Source organism: Streptomyces sp. NPDC002896 (assembly GCF_040295225.1).
Taxonomy (GTDB): Bacteria; Actinomycetota; Actinomycetes; order Streptomycetales; family Streptomycetaceae; genus Streptomyces.
On record NZ_JBEOVA010000015.1, the window covers coordinates 49,353 to 67,094 of the forward strand.

The window sequence follows — 17,742 nt, forward strand, 5'->3', positions numbered from 1 at the left end:
GCGGCAGTAGTCTGCCGATCATGCTCGTTGCCGCCGCAGTCTGCCCCTGCCCCCCGATGCTCGTACCCGAGGTCGCCGCGGGCGCCGCTCCCGAGCTGGATGCCGCGCGCACCGCGTGTACGGACGCCCTCGGGGTGCTGGCCGCCGCTCGTCCCGACCTGCTGGTCGTCGTGGGACCCGCCGAAGAGAGCGGACGCGGCGTGCATCCCGAAGGGGCGCGGGGGTCGTTCCGCGGCTTCGGCGTGGACGTCGACGTGCGCCTCGGACGTCCGGCGCGCGAGGTCCCGGAGCGGGAGCTTCCGTACTCGCTCGCGGTTGCGGCCTGGCTGCTGGAGCGTACGGCCTGGTCGGACGCCCCCGTCGAGGGCCTCGGTGTCGGGGAACCCCTCGCGCCGGAGCGGTGTGCCGCGGTCGGACGGGAGATCGCGGTCCAGGCCGGCCGGGTCGCGCTGCTCGTGATGGGCGACGCCAGCGCCTGCCGCACGGTCAAGGCCCCGGGATATTTCGACGAGCGGGCCGCGGGATTCGACGCGGAGGTCGCGCGTGCGCTGGGGAGCGCGGACGTGGCGGCGCTCAAGGCACTGGACGCGGAACTTGCCCACGAACTGAAGGCGGCGGGCCGCGCCCCGTGGCAGGTACTCGCGGGCGCGGCCGAAGAAGCCGGGCTCGCCGGCCGCCTGCTCTACGAGGACGCGCCGTACGGCGTGGGGTACGTGGTCGCGGCCTGGTCGTAACCGCCGGTCCGGGCCGTCGCGGCGCAGACATACGGCGGACGGCCGGGGAGCCCACTGCTCCACGGCCGTCCGCCGGTGTGCTGCCCCTGCTGTCGTTCAGGAAGTCGGAGGGGGTGGCGAATCCTGGGGCGGCGGGGGCGGAGTGGCACCGCGGTCCGGAGTGGTACCGCGCTCGCCCTCCGCTTCCTTGTGTCCCGTTTCTTCCTTGTGCGCAAGTCGGTCCCAGGCGTCCTTCGCCTTGTCCGTGCCCGTGTGGATCTTCTCGCTGTACTTGCCCTTGGTCTTGTCGTCGACCATCTTCGCGGCTTTGTCCAGACCTCTGTCGATCTTGTCCTCGTGGTGCTGCGCGAAGTCCGAAACCTTTTCCCTGGCCGGGGCGAGCTTGGTCTTCAACGTGTCCAGGATGCCCATGGATTCACCTTTCCTTGCGGAGCGCTATTTACGGGCCCCCTCGCCGGCCTCGTTGTCGGCCGCTTCCTCCGCGGACTGCTGCTTGGGGATCTCCACGCTCTCCGCCGTGTTCTTCTCGGCGTCCGCCGCCGGTGTCGCCTCGGTCTCGGCCTCGGACGAGCCCTTCGCCTCCTCCGCCTCCGCTCCGGATCCGGCCGTCAGCAATTCGGCCGGCGCCTCGGCGGTTGACGCCTCCTCCGTACCCTTTGACCTGCGGAGAAACCGTGCAAAAACGCCCATAACTACTCCATACCCTACTCGTGAGAGCGAAATCCCGCGCCGCCCCGGTGCGTCTCATTGCGCCGCCCGGGGCGCCGGTTCTCGAAAACCGGCGGCCGGAACCTCGCAACAGGCAACGACCCCGGATTCGTGGCGTCACGTAGCTCGTTCGGGCAACGGCCTGCGGTTTGCGAAACTGGGGCGGTGAGAAGTGCAGCTCCCGCGCCGCGGGTCATCGCCGTCGTCGGGCCCACCGCGGCAGGAAAGTCCGATCTGGGTGTCCACCTCGCCGAGCAGCTCGGAGGGGAGGTCGTCAACGCCGACTCCATGCAGCTCTACCGGGGGATGGACATCGGTACCGCCAAACTGACGACCGAGGAGCGCGGCGGCATCCCGCACCACCTCCTGGACATCTGGGACGTCACCGAGACCGCGAGCGTCGCCGAGTACCAGCGACTCGCGCGCGCGGAGATCGACCGGCTGCTCGGCGAGGGGCGCACGCCCGTCCTCGTCGGCGGCTCCGGGCTGTACGTCCGCGGGGCGGTCGACAACCTCGAGTTCCCCGGCACCGACCCCGCCGTACGGGCCGTGCTGGACGAGGAGCTCGCGCTGCGCGGGTCCGGTGCGCTGCACGCGCGGCTGGCCGCCGCCGACCCCGAGGCCGCACGGGCCATCCTGCCCAGCAACGGCCGCCGCATCGTGCGCGCCCTCGAGGTCATCGAGATCACCGGCAAGCCCTTCACCGCCAACCTCCCCGGCCACGACTCCGTCTACGACACCGTCCAGATCGGCGTCGACGTGCCGCGCTCCGAGCTCGACGAGCGCATCGCCACGCGCGTGGACCGCATGTGGGAGGCGGGTCTGGTCGACGAGGTACGCGCGCTGGAGGCGCAGGGCCTGCGCGAGGGCCGTACCGCGTCCCGCGCACTCGGCTACCAGCAGGTGCTCGCGGCGCTCGCGGGGGAGTGCACCGAGGACGAGGCGCGCGCCGGGACCGTACGCGCCACCAAGCGCTTCGCGCGCCGACAGGACTCGTGGTTCCGTCGCGACCCGCGTGTGCACTGGCTGAGCGGTGCCGCGGCGGATCTCACAGAACTCCCGGAGCGGGCCCTGGCATTGGTCGAACGACCGGTTACAGCCTGATCACGTGATGGCATCGGGACGCTCCGGCCGCGGTCCGGGCCCCTGACGCCATGCCATCATCGTCCTTCGATCGACCAAAGAGTCCGAAGTTGGGAGGGCGCGTGGCGATGGAGGCCGGCCCTCGCGACACCGCACACGGTGGGGAACACGACACCGCACGTCGCGGCGGGCATGACACGGCGCAGGGCGAGAGCGGACTGAGCTCCGACGGCCCTGACCTGACGCCGGACGGCGTGACCGCCGACGGCCCCGACGCGGACGAACTGGCCGCGCAGGCCGAGGTCGAGGTGGAGCTGCGCCCGCAGCGCCGACTGCGGATCTGGCAGCTCGCGCCCATCGTGAGCCTTGCCGCCGTCGGCTCCCTGATGTTCGCCTTCCCGCTGGCCTTCGAGTTCGGCGACGGCGGAGCCGTCGTCGCCATGCTCGGCCTGCTGATCAGCTCCTGCGCAGCGGGCTGGGCCATGATGGCCGCGCGCCGCGTGGGCTCCACGTGGCCGGGACTGCCCCAGCGGGGTTCCGGCTGCCGCCCGGACTGGCGGGTGATCGCCGCATACGCGGTGGTGGTCGTGGCCGTCGTCGCGCTCGCCGTGTGGCGCGTGGCCCGCCTCCGCTGAGCCCGCGGCCGGTCTCAGCCTGTCCCGGCACCCCGGAGTGTCCGAGCCACCCCTTACGATCGAGGAATGAGCTCGCGGATCGCCTTCCTCAAGGGTCACGGGACCGAGAACGACTTTGTGATCGTTCCCGACCCGGAGAACGCCATCGACCTGCCCCCGGCCGCCGTCGCCGCGCTGTGCGACCGCCGGGCGGGCATCGGCGGCGACGGTCTGCTGCACGTCGTGCGTTCCGCCGCGCACCCCGAGGCCAGGGAGATGGCGGCGCAGGCGGAGTGGTTCATGGACTACCGCAACGGCGACGGCTCGATCGCCGAGATGTGCGGCAACGGCGTGCGTGTGTTCGCGCGCTATCTCCAGCGAGCCGGGTATGTGGGCGAAGGGGACCTGGCGGTCGCCACGCGCGGGGGCGTGAAGAGCGTGCACATCGCCAAGGCTGTGTCCGACAGCGGCTCCGCCGCGGCGGACGTCACCGTCGGCATGGGCAAGGCCGTGTTCCCGGACGGTCCCGAGCGCGACGTCACAGTGAGCGTCGGCGAGCGCAGCTGGCCCGCGCGCAACGTGAACATGGGCAACCCGCACGCCGTGGCCTTCGTGGACGAGCTGGACCACGCGGGCGACCTGCTGGCGCCGCCGCCCTTCACTCCGGAATCCGCCTATCCGGAGGGTGTGAACGTCGAGTTCGTCGTGGACCGCGGCCCCCGGCACGTGGCGATGCGCGTGCATGAGCGCGGCGCCGGCGAGACCCGCTCGTGCGGCACCGGCGCATGCGCCGTCGCCGTCGCAGCGGCCCGCAGGGACGGCGCCGACCCGGCGGCCACCGGGACCCCGGCGACCTACGTCGTCGACGTGCCGGGTGGGCGCCTGGTGATCACCGAGGGCGCGGACGGCGAGATCGAGATGACGGGACCGGCCGTGATCGTCGCCGAAGGCGAGATCGAGGCCGAGTGGCTGGACGAGCGCCTCGCATCGGCACGCCCCTGATCCTGCACGGCGCACCCATGATTCTTCGCTCGAATGGGTGATCCGTTTCACGCTCGGCGAGAGCCGGTCAGCAGCGCGTGATGGGCTCGGTAGCATCAAGCACCGGCCCGGACGGGGGAACGATCGCCCTCCCCTGGGGTGAAGGCCCGGGGTGCCCCCTCCGCTTCGCCGGTCGACGCTGCCGGAGGTGCCCATGAGTGCGGAGGCCGCAGACCACCCGACGCCGGGCGCCGGTGGGGGTCCCCCCGCTCGAGCGACGTCGAGAGTGGGGGAGCCCTCGGTGCACCGCAGGCGCGGCCGTCCCCGGATCGATCTGCGCAGACTGGGCAGGGCCGCACTCCTCGGCTCCGCCGCCCGGGACCGGCTGCCCGACGCCATCGGGCATGTGGTCGAGGCCCATCGCGCGCACTTTCCGGACGCGGACATCGAGCCCCTGCGCAAGGCGTACGTCCTCGCCGAGTCCTCGCACCGCGGACAGATGCGCAAGAGCGGCGAGCCGTACATCACGCATCCGCTCGCCGTGACACTGATCCTCGCGGAACTCGGCGCCGAGACGACGACCCTCACCGCGTCCCTCCTCCACGACACCGTGGAGGACACGGAGGTGACGCTTGATCAGGTCGGCGCGGAGTTCGGCGAGGAAGTGCGCTATCTGGTCGACGGAGTCACCAAGCTCGAGAAGGTCGACTACGGAGCGGCGGCCGAGCCCGAGACCTTCCGCAAGATGCTCGTCGCGACCGGCAGCGATGTCCGCGTCATGTCGATCAAGCTCGCCGACCGGCTGCACAACGTCCGCACGCTCGGCGTCATGCGGCCCGAGAAACAGGTGCGGATCGCCAAGGTGACCCGCGACGTGCTCATTCCGCTCGCCGAACGCCTCGGCGTGCAGGCCCTCAAGACGGAGCTCGAGGACCTCGTCTTCGCGATCCTCCACCCCGAGGAGTACGAGCAGACCCGCGAGCTCATGGCCGCCAACGCCGCGCGGGATGACGACCCCCTGGCGGACATCGCGGAAGAGGTGCGGTCCGTGCTGCGTGACGCGGGCATCGGCGCGGAAGTCCTCATCAGGCCGCGGCACTTCCTGTCCGTGCACCGGGTCCGGCGCAAACGCGGAGAGCTGCGCGGGGCGGACTTCGGACGGCTTCTCGTGCTCGTGAACGAGGTCGCCGACTGCTACGGCGTGCTGGGCGAGCTGCACACGTGTTTGACGCCGGTCGTCTCGGAGTTCAAGGACTTCATCGCCGTACCGAAGTTCAACCTCTACCAGTCGCTGCATACCGCGGTCGCGCTTCCCCAGGCACGGGCGGACGCGCCCGGCGGGACCCCCGCGGCCGTCGAGGTCGCCGAAGTCCTGATCCGTACGCACCAGATGCACCAGGTAGCCGAGGCCGGCGTCATCGCTCTCGGCAACCCCTATGCCCCGGCAGCCGAGGACGCGGCCGACGGGGAGCGCCCCGAGGGTGAGCGCGTCGACCCCACCCGGCCCGGCTGGCTCTCCCGGCTCCTCGAGTGGCAGCAGGCGGCCCCGGACCCCGACACGTTCTGGTCGACGCTCCGCGAGGACCTCGCCCAGGACGGCGAGATCGCCGTCTTCCGTCCCGACGGGGGCAGGCTCGGACTGCCCGCCGGCGCCAGCTGCGTGGACGCCGCGTACGCGCAGTACGGCGAGGACGCGCACGCCTGCATCGGGGCACGCGTCAACGGCCGTCTGGCGACACTCAGTACGGTCCTGCGCGACGGCGACACGGTGCAGCTCCTCATGGGACAGGACCTGGTGTCCGGACCGTCGCGGGAGTGGCTCGACCACGCCCGCACGCCCGCCGCCCGGATCGCCATCAGCCGCTGGCTCGCCGCGCACCCGTCTCCCACCGGGGCACCTCCCGCACTGTCCACCGGGCGGCTGCGGCCCGCGGCCCAAGCTGCGAAGGCCCGGGCGGCAGCACCCCGCCCGGCCGCCGACGCGACGCCCGCCGTACGCCCCGCCGGGGCGAACGCGGTCGTCGACCAGGCGGGCGCGACCGTGCGGCTCGCGGGCTGCTGCACCCCGGTACCACCGGACGCGGTGACAGCCTTCGCCGTGCGCGGCGGAGTCGTCACCGTGCACCGCGCGGAGTGTCCGGCCGTGGCGCAGATGAAGGGACTGGGGCGCACGGAGGTCGGAGTGCGCTGGGGCGACACGGCGGAGTGCCGGGTCACGCTGATTGCTGAATCCTTCGGGCGGCCGCATCTGCTGGCCGACCTCACCGAAGTCATCGCCCTGGAGGGCGCGGCGATCGTGTCGGCGACCGTGGAGCCGCCCAGCCAGCAGCGCGTACGCCACACCTACACCCTCCAACTGCCGGACGCCGCCCACCTGCCGGGGCTGATGCGCGCGATGCGCAACGTGCCCGGCGTGTACGACGTGAGCCGCGCGCAGTACTCGGCCACGGCCACTCCGTAGGCGCACACGTTTGCGGAGGGCACCGTTCGGGTGGGCACGGCGCGCGCCGTCCGGGCTCGGACGGCGCGCGCTGGTAGCGGTGGTCCATGCTGTTCACCCCTTGGACCACGGCGCCGCGAGCGAAGGCCTCCCGGACGTCCCGGACGTTCCGGATCGGGACCGTACTGCTGGCCCCGGCGGCCTGCGCCGGCCTCGTCGCCGCGAGCGCCCCCCTGCCCGTCTCCCCCTCTTCCGGCTCACCGCGGGCGGAGGGACCCACCGCGCTCGGCGTCGGCGACCGGCTCTTCCCGGACCTCGGGAACCCCGGTTACGACGTGGCGTCGTACGACATCTCCCTCACCTATCGCGGCGACAACAGCAAGCCGCTCGACGCCGTCACCAGGATCGCCGCCCGGGCGACGGACCGGCTCGGGCGCTTCAACCTCGACTTCTCACACGGCACGGTCCGGTCGGTCGAGGTCAACGGCGCGCCGGCCCGCTTCGCCAAGGCGGGCGAGGATCTCGTCGTCACGCCGTCCCGGCCGCTGGCGCGGGGCAGCGCGATGCGGGTGACCGTGCGGCACACCAGCGATCCGGTGCCGCCCGACAAGGGGGACGGCGGCTGGGTCCGTACCAAGGACGGCCTCGCCATGGCCAACCAGGCGGACGCCGCGCACCGGGTGTTCCCGTGCAACGACCACCCCTCGGACAAGGCGCTGTTCACGTTCCGCATCACCGCGCCGTCGGACGTCACCGCCGTCGCCAACGGGGTGCCCGTCGGCAGGACGCGTGCCGGCTCCACCACCACGTGGGCGTACCGGACGCTGCACCCCATGGCCACCGAGCTCGCCCAGGTGTCCCTCGGCCGGTCGACGGTCCTGTACCGGACGGGCCCGCACGGGCTGGTCGTACGCGACGTCGTGCCCACCAAGGACCGCAAGGTGCTCGAGCCATGGCTCAGCAAGACCCCGGACCAGATCGCCTGGATGGAGCGGAAGGTCGGCCGCTACCCCTTCGAGAGGTACGGTCTGCTGGTCGCCGAGGCCCAGACGGGCTTCGAACTGGAGACACAGACGCTCTCTCTCTTCGAGAGAGAGCTCTTCACGGACCGCGGCCACCCCGACTGGTCGATCGAGTCGATCATGGTGCACGAACTCGCGCACCAGTGGTTCGGCGACAGCGTGAGCCCGCGCACCTGGTCCGACCTGTGGCTCAACGAAGGGCACGCCACCTGGTACGAGGCCCTCTATGCCGCGGAGAAGTCGGGGCCGTCGCTCGACGAGCGGATGCGCGAGGCATACCGCCAGTCGGACTCCTGGCGGACGTCCGGCGGACCGCCCGCCGCACCCAAGGCCCCGGATGCCGGCCAGAAGATCAGCATCTTCCGCCCCGTCGTCTACGACGGCAGCGCGCTCGTGCTCTACGCGCTGCGGCAGGAGATCGGGCGCACGGCCTTCGAACAGCTGGAGCGGGCGTGGGTGGCCACGTACCGTGACGAGACGGCGACGACGGCGGACTTCGTCTCCCTGGCCTCTCGCATCTCCGGGCGCGACCTGCGGGGATTCCTCCGGCCCTGGCTGTACGGAACGAAGACGCCGCCGATGCCGGGGCACCCGGACTGGCGCACCGAACCCCTCGGCAGGCCCACGGGATGAGCAGGACGCAGCCCGGCGAACAACCCGGAATAACCCGGATGACGACGCGGGCCGCGCCGTGCGACCATCTTCACGTCGGCGGCGCGGCCGCTGAGGACCTGCGCTCGGCGGCAACTCGGGAGATGTCCCGGCTGCCACGCGGGAATCCCGGGACGGCCCCGATCGTTGACCTGGATGACGGCTGACGACCGTCACCCTTTCACTCTCGTATCGACGTAAGGATCAAATGACCTCCTCTTCTTCCCCTTCCCAGGACGAGCAGCGCTTCGCTCAGAACTACCCCGAGGGTCTTCGGGCCGATGCCCTGATGGAAGAGGACGTCGCCTGGAGCTACGAGATCGACGGAGACCGGGACGGAGACCAGTTCGACCGTCACGAGCGCGCGTCCCTGCGCCGTGTGGCCGGTCTCTCCACCGAGCTCGAGGACGTCACCGAGGTCGAGTACCGACAGCTCCGCCTGGAGCGCGTCGTGCTCGTCGGGGTGTGGACCTCGGGGACCGTGACCGACGCGGAGAACTCGCTCGCCGAGCTGGCCGCGCTGGCCGAGACCGCCGGCGCGCTGGTGCTCGACGGCGTCATCCAGCGCCGCGACAAGCCCGACCCGGCCACCTACATCGGCTCCGGCAAGGCCCAGGAACTGCGCGACATCGTGCTGGAGACCGGGGCCGACACCGTGGTCTGTGACGGTGAGCTCACCCCGGGCCAGCTGATCCACCTCGAGGATGTCGTCAAGGTCAAGGTGGTGGACCGTACCGCCCTGATCCTCGACATCTTCGCCCAGCACGCCAAGTCCCGAGAGGGCAAGGCGCAGGTCTCGCTCGCGCAGATGCAGTACATGCTGCCGCGCCTGCGCGGCTGGGGTCAGTCGCTGTCCCGGCAGATGGGTGGCGGTGGCTCCGGCTCCTCGGGCGGCGGCATGGCCACCCGTGGTCCCGGTGAGACCAAGATCGAGACGGACCGGCGTCGGATCCGCGAGAAGATGGCCAAGATGCGCCGTGAGATCGCGGATATGAAGACCGGCCGCGAGATCAAGCGCCAGGAGCGCCGGCGCAACAAGGTGCCCTCGGTCGCCATCGCCGGATACACCAACGCGGGCAAGTCCTCGCTGCTCAACCGGCTGACGGGCGCGGGCGTACTGGTGGAGAACGCCCTGTTCGCCACCCTCGACCCGACCGTGCGCAGGGCCGAGACCCCGAGCGGCCGGCTCTACACGCTGGCCGACACCGTCGGATTCGTCCGGCATCTGCCGCACCACCTTGTCGAGGCGTTCCGCTCCACGATGGAGGAGGTCGGCGACGCCGATCTGATCCTGCACGTGGTGGACGGCGCGCACCCGGCGCCGGAGGAGCAGCTGGCCGCCGTGCGCGAGGTCGTCCGCGACGTGGGCGCGACCGACGTGCCCGAGATCGTGGTGATCAACAAGGCGGACGCGGCCGATCCGCTGGTGCTCCAGCGGCTGCTGCGGATCGAGAAGCGCTCGATCGCCGTGTCGGCCCGCACCGGCCAGGGCATCGACGAGCTGCTCGCGCTCATCGACGACGTTCTGCCGCGGCCCGAGGTCGAGATCGAGGCGCTCGTGCCGTACTCGCTGGGCCGACTCGTCTCGCGCGCACACGCCGAGGGCGACGTGATCTCCGAGGACCACACCCCGGAGGGCACGCTGCTCAAGGCGCGGGTGCACGAGGAGCTCGCGGCCGAGCTGGCACCGTATGTGCTGGCGCTGCCGGGGGCCCGGGCGGCCGGGCACTGACCTGACAGGCCTATCTGGACTGCTGGACCCGCTGAGGGCCGGCAAGCCGACGAAAGGGCGAGGGCCCGTCCCCTGCACAGGGGGCGGGCCCTCGCCGTGTCGGCTGCGTGCGCGGATGCGCGCCGTCCGGTAGTTCCGGTTACTTGCCGCCGTACTTCTCGCTCATCATGTCGAAGATCTGCTTGGCGCCCTTGCCCAGCTGCGGTCCCGCGAGCCAGGTGTTGTCGGCCGGGCCGATCGACGTGTTCGAGACGAGCTTCGTCTTGTCGCCCACGACGCGGAACCAGCCGCCACCGGAGGAACCGCCCGTCATGGTGCAGCCGATGCGGTACATCGTCGGCAGGCTCGGGCTCAGCGAAAGCCTCCCAGGCTGGTCGATGCACTTGTGCATGATCAGGCCGTTGTACGGCGGCGCGGCCGGATAGCCCCACGCGCCCATCGCGCTCACGGACGCGGCGGACGGCGTCGAGAAGTCCACGTCCAGGGCGGCACCGACGGTCTCCTCGAGGGACTTGCTGCCCGTCTCCGGCTTCACGTGGAGCACGGCGTAGTCGTACGCCGCACCGGCGCCGCCCGTCTCGGAGCCGCCCTCGATCCACTCGTTGGACGTGGCCGCCCAGTCCGCCCAGTACTGGCCGTACGGGGCGATCTCCTGCGCCGTGGCGTTGGCCAGCTGGGACTCGGACTTGCCGAGGTCGTTGTAGGCGGGCACGAAGGCGATGTTGCGGTACCAGCCGCCGGACGCGCCCGCGTGAACGCAGTGGCCCGCGGTCCACACGAGGTTGGACTTGCCCGGGTGGCGCGGGTCCTTCACGACCGTGCCCGAGCAGACCATCGAGCCCTCGGGGGAGTCGAAGAACACCTTGCCGACCGGCGCGGCGTTCTCGTGGTACGGGGTCTTCTCACGCTCGGCCTCGACCGGAGCGGGCGCGGGGTCGGAGACGCCCTGGTCGGCCGACGCGTCCTTGGCGGAGATCGTCTTCTTCGGGTCCTTGGCGGACTTCATCCGCTCGGGCTTCCACAGCCCCTCGATGACCGGGTTGACGAAGTCCTTCGCCTCGCGCAGCCAGTCGTCCTTGTCCCAGTTCTGCCAGCCGCCGCTCTTCCACTTGTCGACATCGATGCCGTGCTCCTTGAGCCGGTCGGCGAGGTCGGCGGGAATCCCGCTGTCACCGCTGCCCGTGTCGGCTGCCTGGGACGTGGTGGCGCCGGCCTTGTCACTCGCCTTGTCGCCGGACGGACCGCAGGCGGTGGCGGTGAGCGCGAGAGCCGCCGCGAGCCCGGTGGCGGCCAGGACGGTACGCCGTCCGTGGCCGCGTACGAAAGGCGGACGTATGGAACGCATGGTGCTGTGAACCCCCGATGGAACCTGTATATGTCATGTACTTGTCAGCAGCGCGGAAGCAGGACTTCTCGGACCCCTCGATCGCGACACCCCACTATGCCCGTGGAGTTGGGGACGAACGACGGCGGGGCGGTGAAGGTTTTCGTGCGACACCCCGCCGCCGACTGCGCAGACGCTGCTACAGCCGCCGGGCCGGCTTCCGGCCCGGCGAACGCGTCACTGCCCGGCGAACTTCTCGCTCACCGCGTCATAGATGCCCTTGGCCTCCTTGCCCAGCCGCGGACCCGCCAGCCAGCCCGCCGTCACCGGGCCGATCGACGTGTTGGACACCAGCGCCGGCTTCCCGTCCGAGCCCTGCGCGATCCAGCCGCCGCCGGACGAACCGCCGGTCATGGTGCAGCCGATGCGGTACATCGTCGGCGTGGACCCGGACAGCGAGAGCCGGCCCGGCTTGTCCGTGCACTGGTACAGCCGCTGACCGTCGTAGGGCGGCGCCGCAGGGTAGCCGATCGCCGACAGGCTCTTCAGCTCGTTCGCGGCCGGCGCGTCGAAGTCCACGGGAAGCGCCGAACCCACCGTCTCCTCGAGGGACTTGCCCTCGCCGCCCTTCTCGGGCGTCACATGGATGACGGCGAAGTCGTACGGCGCGCCCTGCCCGCCGGTCGGCCCGCCCTGCTCGATCCACTGGTCGGAGGTCTGCGCCCAGTCACCCCACCAGACGCCGTACGGAGCGACCTCCTCCTTGGTGGCGTTCTGCAGCTCCTCGAGCGACTTGCCGTCGTTGTTGTACGACGGGACGAAGGCGATGTTGCGGTACCAGCCGCCGTCCTTGCCCGCGTGCACGCAGTGGCCCGCGGTCCACACGAGGTTGGACTTGCCGGGGTGCGCAGGATCCTCGACCACGGTCGCGGAACAGACCATCGAGCCCTCGGGGCCGTCGAAGAAGACCTTGCCCGCCTCGGCCGCGTTGTCGTGGTAGGGCGTCTTCACCGACTGCGCCTTCACGGGATCGGGCGTCGGATCGGTGACGCCCTGGCCCCCGGAGAGATCGTCGTCGACCTCCTTGCCCGGCTCCTCGGCGTCGCGCATCCGGTCCGGGTCCCAGAGGTCCTCGATGATCGGATTGATGAAGTCGCCTGCCTCGCGCAGCCAGTCGTCCTTGTCCCAGTTCTTCCAGGCGCCGTTCTTCCACTTGTCCAGGTCGATCCCGTGCTCCTTGAGCCGGTCCTGGATGTCCTGCGGAATCTCGAACTTGTCGTCACCCGCCTGGGTGGTGGAGGGCGACGGCTCACCGCCCGCGTTGTCGTCGCCCGAGCCGTCGCACGCCGTGGCGGTCAGCGCCAGAACGGCGCCGAGGGCTATCGCGCCCGCCACCGACGTTCTGCGCCGCGAGTTCCTTCCGCGACGCGCGGCTGGGATCGGGCGGATGGCTCGCATGGTGTGACTCCCCCTGGGTTTCTTTCGAACTGGTCGGCCCCTCCGGCCGAACGGCACCACACACTATGCCGGTGCCGTCGGGGACGCCGGACGGAACGGCAACGGTTCCGTCACGGCAAGGATCTTCCCCCAACCCGTGATCCTCCGGCTTCGGCGTCGTTGGAAACCTACGGGGCAGTCGCATGTGTGCGTCGCCCCCGTCAACTCGCCTGCGCACAGCGGGAACCCGCCCAGCTGAAGCGGGAACTCGCCCGGCACCGGGCGGGATTTCGCCAGGGAACAGCGGGAGGACCGACAGTCGTGGCCGTGACCGAGCCTGCGCCCGCGGCGGCGCCCGTCGCATTCGAAGGGATCCTGCGCCGCCAGTCGGCGCGCGAATCAGCCGCGCGCACCTATGCTCGCGCCCTGCCGATCGTGCCCGTGCGGGCCCGCGGCCTGACGATCGAGGGCGCGGACGGCCGCCGCTACCTCGACTGCCTCTCCGGCGCCGGCACGCTGGCGCTGGGACACAACCACCCGGTCGTGCTCGAGGCGATCAGAAAAGTTCTCGACTCCGGTGCGCCCCTGCACGTCCTGGACCTGGCCACACCGGTCAAGGACACCTTCACGACCGAGCTGTTCCGCACGCTTCCGCCTCGCCTCGCCGACCGGGCCCGCATCCAGTTCTGCGGCCCGGCCGGCACGGATGCGGTCGAGGCCGCACTGAAGCTGGTGCGTACGGCGACCGGGCGAAGCGACGTGCTGGCCTTCACCGGTGCGTACCACGGGATGACGGCGGGGGCACTCGACGCGTCCGGCGGCGCGACCGGCGTACGGGTGGCCCGGCTTCCGTACCCGCAGGACTACCGCTGCCCGTTCGGTATCGGCGGCACGCGCGGCGCCGAGCTCGCCGGGCGCTGGACCGAGAACCTCCTCGACGACCCCAAGTCCGGTGTGCCCCAGCCCGCGGGCATGATCCTCGAACCGGTGCAGGGGGAGGGCGGCGTGATCCCCGCCCCCGACGACTGGCTGCGGCACATGCGCCAGATCACCGCGGCCCGGTCCATTCCGCTGATCGCCGACGAGGTGCAGACCGGCGTCGGGCGGACCGGGATGTTCTGGGCGGTCGAACACAGCGGCATCACGCCGGACGTGATGGTGCTGTCCAAGGCGATCGGCGGCAGCCTGCCGCTGGCCGTCGTGGTCTACCGGGACGACCTCGATGCCTGGGGGCCGGGCGCTCACGCGGGCACCTTCCGCGGCAACCAGCTCGCCATGGCGGCGGGCGCGGCCACGTTGGCGTACGTCCGGGAGAACCGGCTCGCGGAACGTGCTGGGGTGTTGGGCGCCCGTATGCTCGGCCAGCTCCAGGGACTGGCCGCCGAGTATGCGTGCGTGGGCGACGTGCGCGGCAGGGGACTGATGATCGGCGTCGAGCTCGTCGACCCCGCGGCCGAGGACCCCGCGGCCCCCGGCCCGCCGCCTGCGGCGCCCGAACTGGCCGCCACCGTCCAGCGCGAGTGCCTGCGCCGCGGACTCATCGTGGAACTCGGCGGCCGGCACTCCAGCGTCGTACGCCTTCTTCCCCCGCTCACCCTCACGGACGAGCAGGCCTCCGCGGTTCTCGACCGTCTCGCCGACGCGCTGGCCGCGGCGGTGCACCGTCACCACGTCGACTAGAGCCGGTCGATATCGACCAGAGCCGAGCCGCGTCGAACAGAGCGGATCCCACACGTCACAGACCAACCAGAGCCGCCTCGGTCCCTCCCCGTACGAGCCCGAACAACCCCACGAGGAAGCCCTCTTGAACGCCAACTCCGAACCAGAAGGCCTCTCCCACCTGCCCCTGCACAGCGCAAGCGGCACGCAGGTGCCGCTGCTTGCGGAGCCCCGCTCCGTCCCCCGGCAGCAGGAGGGCGGCCAGGCGGCCGAACGCCTGCACGGCGCAACCGCCGATCTGCTGGAACACCACGATCCAGGGATCGCCGCGCAGGGGGCGGCCGTCGAGAACCTGCTGCGCTGCTGGGTACGGGAGAAGAACCTCGCCGCACCGGAGCAGGGCACTCTGCGTATTCCGCTCGAGGCCAGTTGCACCGCACTCCTCGTGCCCGTGCACTACTGGTCGGCCTGCGGCTGGCACCGCTTCGGCCTGCCGTACCTGGAAGACGGCCCGGACAGTGCGCCCTCGGTGGACGCGGTCACGGTCGCGGCGCTCCTTGCGCGCGAGTGCCTGGGGGGGACGGCGGGCATCGCGGCCGAGGCGGCGTCCGACAGGGGAGCTGACGAAGCCGACGAGTCGGAGGACACCGAAGACGTCGATGCCGAGAGCGCGGGCGGCCGTACTGCGCCGGCCGCTCAGGCCGTGGAGGATGTTCCGGCCGAGCAGGACCTGCCGACCGTACAACTCGGCGACGGAGGCGACCTCGTGGCGCGCGTCGCCGATTCCGTGCGGCGTACCGCCATGTTCGTCGCCGACCGCAGGAGGAGTCCCGGCGACGCACCGGATCTCTTTCTGGCCGCCGAGCAGGCCCTGCTCCTCGGGCACCCCCTGCACCCGGCCCCGAAGAGCCGCGAAGGACTGACCGAGGCCGAGTCTCGGCTGTACTCCCCGGAGTTGAGGGGAGCCTTCCCGCTGCACTGGATGGCTGTGGCCCCGTCCGTCCTCGCCACCGACTCGGCATGGACCGAGCGGGGCCGCGCCGTCCCCGCCGCGCAGCTCACCGCATACCTGGCCGGTGACGCACTGCCGCTGCCCGACGGATACACCGCCCTGCCGATGCATCCGTGGCAGATCCGCGAGGTCACCCACCGCGCGGAGACCGCCGAGCTCCTCGACGCCGGCCTCCTGAAGGACCTCGGTCCCCATGGCTCCCCGTGGCACCCCACCTCCTCCGTACGCACCGTGTACCGCTCCGGTGCACCCGCGATGCTCAAGCTGTCGCTGGGTCTGCGCATCACCAACTCCCGCCGGGAGAACCTCCGCAAGGAGCTCCACCGCGGAGTCGAGGTCCACCGTCTGCTGCGCAGCGGCCTCGCGGAGCAGTGGCAGCAGGCGCACCCGGGCTTCGACATCGTGCGCGACCCGGCCTGGCTCGCCGTCGACGGGCCCGACGGAGAACCCGTGCCCGGGCTCGACGTCATGATCCGGCACAACCCCTTCGGCCCGGGTGACGACGTCTCCTGCATCGCCGGACTCGTCTCGCCGCGGCCTCCGGTTCAGCCCGCCGGACAGGACCGCACCCCCATGCGGTCCCGGCTCACCGAGCTCGTGACCAGGCTCGCGGGACGTACGGGCCGTCCCAGGGGAGCCGTCGCCGCCGAGTGGTTCCTGCGCTATCTGCAGCAGGTCGTACGTCCCGTGCTGTGGCTCGACAGTGAGGCAGGCATCGCCCTGGAGGCCCATCAGCAGAACACGCTCCTGCTGCTGGACCCCGACGGCTGGCCCATCGGCGGCCGCTACCGGGACAACCAGGGGTACTACTTCCGCGAGTCCCGGCGCGACGAACTCGACAAGCGTCTCCCCGGCATCGGCGAACTCAGCGACACGTTCGTCTCCGACGCGGTCACGAACGAGCGCTTCGCCTACTACCTGGCCATCAACAACGTCCTCGGCCTCATCGGCGCCTTCGGCTCCCAGCGCCTCGCCGACGAACAACTGCTGCTCGCCGCGTTCCGCCAGTTCCTTCGCGACGTCGGCACGGGGCCCAAGGGTCTGCGCACGCCGCTTCCCGAACAGCTCCTCGACTCGCCTGTGCTGCGCTGCAAGGCCAACCTGCTCACCCGTGTGCACGGTCTCGACGAACTCGTCGGTCCCGTCGACACCCAGTCCGTCTACGTCGCGATCGCCAACCCCCTTCATTCCTGAGGTACATGCCCCACCCACACTCCGAGAGAGGAGCAGCGCCGTGGCTCCCACCGATGCGAGCACCGACGCCGGTGTCCCCACCGCCACCGAGACCGGCCCATGGGCCGGCATGGAGACAGGTCCAGCCGACGGGACCGAGACCGGCACGGGCACGGGCACCGGTACGGAGCCCGGCGCGGGTACCGATGCGGAGACCGGCACGGGTACCGGCACCGGCACGGAACCCGGCTCGGATGACGCGAACAGCACAGACACACTGGACCTGCGCCTGCCGGACGAGCTCATCGCCCTCTTCACCGAGGCCCCCGAAACCGAGGCGTCGGAAAGCGACCAAGCCCCCGAGCCCACCGGGACGGCAGACGGCACCGCAAACGACGGGCACCGGCAGCCGGGACCCCCGACGGCCACCGGCGCCTCGACGCTTGCCGAGGCGCACGCCGACAGGCATGCGGACACGTTCACCGACACGTATGCCGACACCGACACGCATGCCGAGACCCAGCTCTTGGTGGATCGAATGCCGGCGGACCTCGCGGCCTTCGCCGACGACGATCTGCTCGACAACCTCGCCGAATGGGGCCCGACCAGCACACCCGCGGGCGTCTTCAGGCTCGTCCCGGTACGCGTCGAACGCGATCTGCCGCTCATCAGCCGCTGGATGAACGACCCGGCCGTGGCCGCGTTCTGGGAGCTGGACGGCCCCGACGCCGTGACCGAGGCTCATCTGCGTCCCCAGCTCGAAGGCGACGGGCGCAGCGTGCCGTGTCTCGGTGTGCTCGACGGCGCCCCCATCAGCTACTGGGAGATCTACCGCGCGGACCTCGACCCGGTCGCCCGCCACTACCCCGCCCGCCCGCACGACACCGGAATCCACCTCCTCATCGGTGGTGTCGCCCACCGCGGACGGGGGCTCGGCACGACGCTCCTCCGAGCCGTCGCCGATCTCGTACTCGACCACCGCCCCCGGTGCACTCGCGTGATCGCCGAACCGGATCTGCGCAACACCCCCTCCGTCTCCGCGTTTCTGAGCGCCGGCTTCCGCTTCTCCGCGGAGATCGAACTTCCCGGCAAGCGGGCCGCACTCATGGTTCGCGACCGGGTCCTGCGCCATCTGCTCCACCCCGGTCACTCTTAGTAACGAAGTCGCCCGC

Annotated in this window: 14 protein-coding genes; 10 read left to right on the forward strand and 4 right to left on the reverse strand. The window is 71.3% G+C overall.

Translation table 11 applies throughout. From position 1 onward, the window contains the following. The first annotated feature begins 20 nt into the window (after positions 1–20). The gene (locus ABT009_RS26810) at positions 21–734 is read left to right on the forward strand and encodes a class III extradiol dioxygenase subunit B-like domain-containing protein (RefSeq protein WP_351299985.1); all 714 of its coding nucleotides are present in this window, start codon (positions 21–23) and stop codon (positions 732–734) included. Positions 735–830: 96 nt separating this feature from the next. Here ABT009_RS26810 and ABT009_RS26815 read toward each other — a convergent pair whose 3' ends face one another. After that, entirely contained in the window at positions 831–1,145 is a 315-nt protein-coding gene (locus tag ABT009_RS26815; RefSeq protein ID WP_351299988.1) for an antitoxin, read from the reverse strand. 24 nt (positions 1,146–1,169) lie between these two features. Continuing rightward, complete coding sequence (locus ABT009_RS26820) at positions 1,170–1,424, reverse strand: hypothetical protein (protein ID WP_351299991.1); 255 nt, start codon at positions 1,422–1,424, stop codon at positions 1,170–1,172. Between the two features lie 183 nt (positions 1,425–1,607). Between ABT009_RS26820 and miaA the strand changes: the two genes are divergently transcribed. The 6 genes from miaA to hflX all read left to right on the forward strand — a co-directional run bounded on the left by miaA (position 1,608) and on the right by hflX (position 9,965). Then, a complete protein-coding gene (gene miaA, locus ABT009_RS26825; protein ID WP_351299994.1) occupies positions 1,608–2,546 on the forward strand; it encodes a tRNA (adenosine(37)-N6)-dimethylallyltransferase MiaA in 939 nt (312 codons plus the stop codon). A 107-nt stretch (positions 2,547–2,653) separates the two neighbouring features. After that, a complete protein-coding gene (locus ABT009_RS26830) occupies positions 2,654–3,160 on the forward strand; it encodes a hypothetical protein (protein ID WP_351300347.1) in 507 nt (168 codons plus the stop codon). Between the two features lie 66 nt (positions 3,161–3,226). Then, positions 3,227–4,141: a diaminopimelate epimerase gene (gene dapF / locus ABT009_RS26835; protein ID WP_351299997.1), complete on the forward strand. Its 915-nt coding sequence runs from the start codon at positions 3,227–3,229 to the stop codon at positions 4,139–4,141. Between the two features lie 193 nt (positions 4,142–4,334). Further along, positions 4,335–6,581: a RelA/SpoT family protein gene (locus ABT009_RS26840; RefSeq protein WP_351299999.1), complete on the forward strand. Its 2,247-nt coding sequence runs from the start codon at positions 4,335–4,337 to the stop codon at positions 6,579–6,581. Between the two features lie 86 nt (positions 6,582–6,667). Further along, on the forward strand, positions 6,668–8,215 hold the full coding sequence (locus ABT009_RS26845; RefSeq protein ID WP_351300002.1) for a M1 family metallopeptidase: 1,548 nt from the start codon (positions 6,668–6,670) through the stop codon (positions 8,213–8,215). 226 nt (positions 8,216–8,441) lie between these two features. After that, entirely contained in the window at positions 8,442–9,965 is a 1,524-nt protein-coding gene (gene hflX / locus ABT009_RS26850) for a GTPase HflX (RefSeq protein ID WP_351300005.1), read from the forward strand. A 139-nt stretch (positions 9,966–10,104) separates the two neighbouring features. Here the strand turns inward: hflX and ABT009_RS26855 are convergent, their stop codons facing one another. Next, positions 10,105–11,310 carry a trypsin-like serine peptidase gene (locus ABT009_RS26855; RefSeq protein ID WP_351300008.1) on the reverse strand — a complete coding sequence of 402 codons (1,206 nt, stop codon included), beginning with the start codon at positions 11,308–11,310 and terminating at the stop codon, positions 10,105–10,107. Positions 11,311–11,526: 216 nt separating this feature from the next. Further along, positions 11,527–12,747 (reverse strand): trypsin-like serine peptidase, encoded by a 1,221-nt coding sequence (locus tag ABT009_RS26860; RefSeq protein WP_351300011.1) that lies wholly within the window; start codon positions 12,745–12,747, stop codon positions 11,527–11,529. A gap of 300 nt (positions 12,748–13,047) precedes the next feature. Between ABT009_RS26860 and ABT009_RS26865 the strand changes: the two genes are divergently transcribed. From ABT009_RS26865 to ABT009_RS26875, 3 genes are all read left to right on the forward strand, one after another. After that, positions 13,048–14,406, forward strand: a complete 1,359-nt coding sequence (locus tag ABT009_RS26865; RefSeq protein ID WP_351300014.1) for a diaminobutyrate--2-oxoglutarate transaminase family protein — start codon at positions 13,048–13,050, stop codon at positions 14,404–14,406. Between the two features lie 124 nt (positions 14,407–14,530). Further along, positions 14,531–16,591, forward strand: a complete 2,061-nt coding sequence (locus ABT009_RS26870) for an IucA/IucC family protein (protein ID WP_502989961.1) — start codon at positions 14,531–14,533, stop codon at positions 16,589–16,591. 109 nt (positions 16,592–16,700) lie between these two features. After that, positions 16,701–17,726, forward strand: coding sequence for a GNAT family N-acetyltransferase (locus ABT009_RS26875; RefSeq protein WP_502989964.1), 1,026 nt, complete (start codon positions 16,701–16,703; stop codon positions 17,724–17,726). Positions 17,727–17,742: the final 16 nt, after the last annotated feature.

Coding starts and splice junctions, on each gene's coding strand:
- ABT009_RS26840 (WP_351299999.1), top strand. CDS start 4,335: ATGAGTGCGGAGGCCGCAGACCACCCGACGCCGGGCGCCGGTGGGGGT.
- ABT009_RS26860 (WP_351300011.1), bottom strand. CDS start 12,747: ATGCGAGCCATCCGCCCGATCCCAGCCGCGCGTCGCGGAAGGAACTCG.
- dapF (WP_351299997.1), top strand. CDS start 3,227: ATGAGCTCGCGGATCGCCTTCCTCAAGGGTCACGGGACCGAGAACGAC.
- hflX (WP_351300005.1), top strand. CDS start 8,442: ATGACCTCCTCTTCTTCCCCTTCCCAGGACGAGCAGCGCTTCGCTCAG.
- ABT009_RS26830 (WP_351300347.1), top strand. CDS start 2,654: ATGGAGGCCGGCCCTCGCGACACCGCACACGGTGGGGAACACGACACC.
- ABT009_RS26820 (WP_351299991.1), bottom strand. CDS start 1,424: ATGGGCGTTTTTGCACGGTTTCTCCGCAGGTCAAAGGGTACGGAGGAG.
- ABT009_RS26875 (WP_502989964.1), top strand. CDS start 16,701: ATGGAGACAGGTCCAGCCGACGGGACCGAGACCGGCACGGGCACGGGC.
- ABT009_RS26855 (WP_351300008.1), bottom strand. CDS start 11,310: ATGCGTTCCATACGTCCGCCTTTCGTACGCGGCCACGGACGGCGTACC.
- ABT009_RS26810 (WP_351299985.1), top strand. CDS start 21: ATGCTCGTTGCCGCCGCAGTCTGCCCCTGCCCCCCGATGCTCGTACCC.
- ABT009_RS26815 (WP_351299988.1), bottom strand. CDS start 1,145: ATGGGCATCCTGGACACGTTGAAGACCAAGCTCGCCCCGGCCAGGGAA.
- ABT009_RS26845 (WP_351300002.1), top strand. CDS start 6,668: ATGCTGTTCACCCCTTGGACCACGGCGCCGCGAGCGAAGGCCTCCCGG.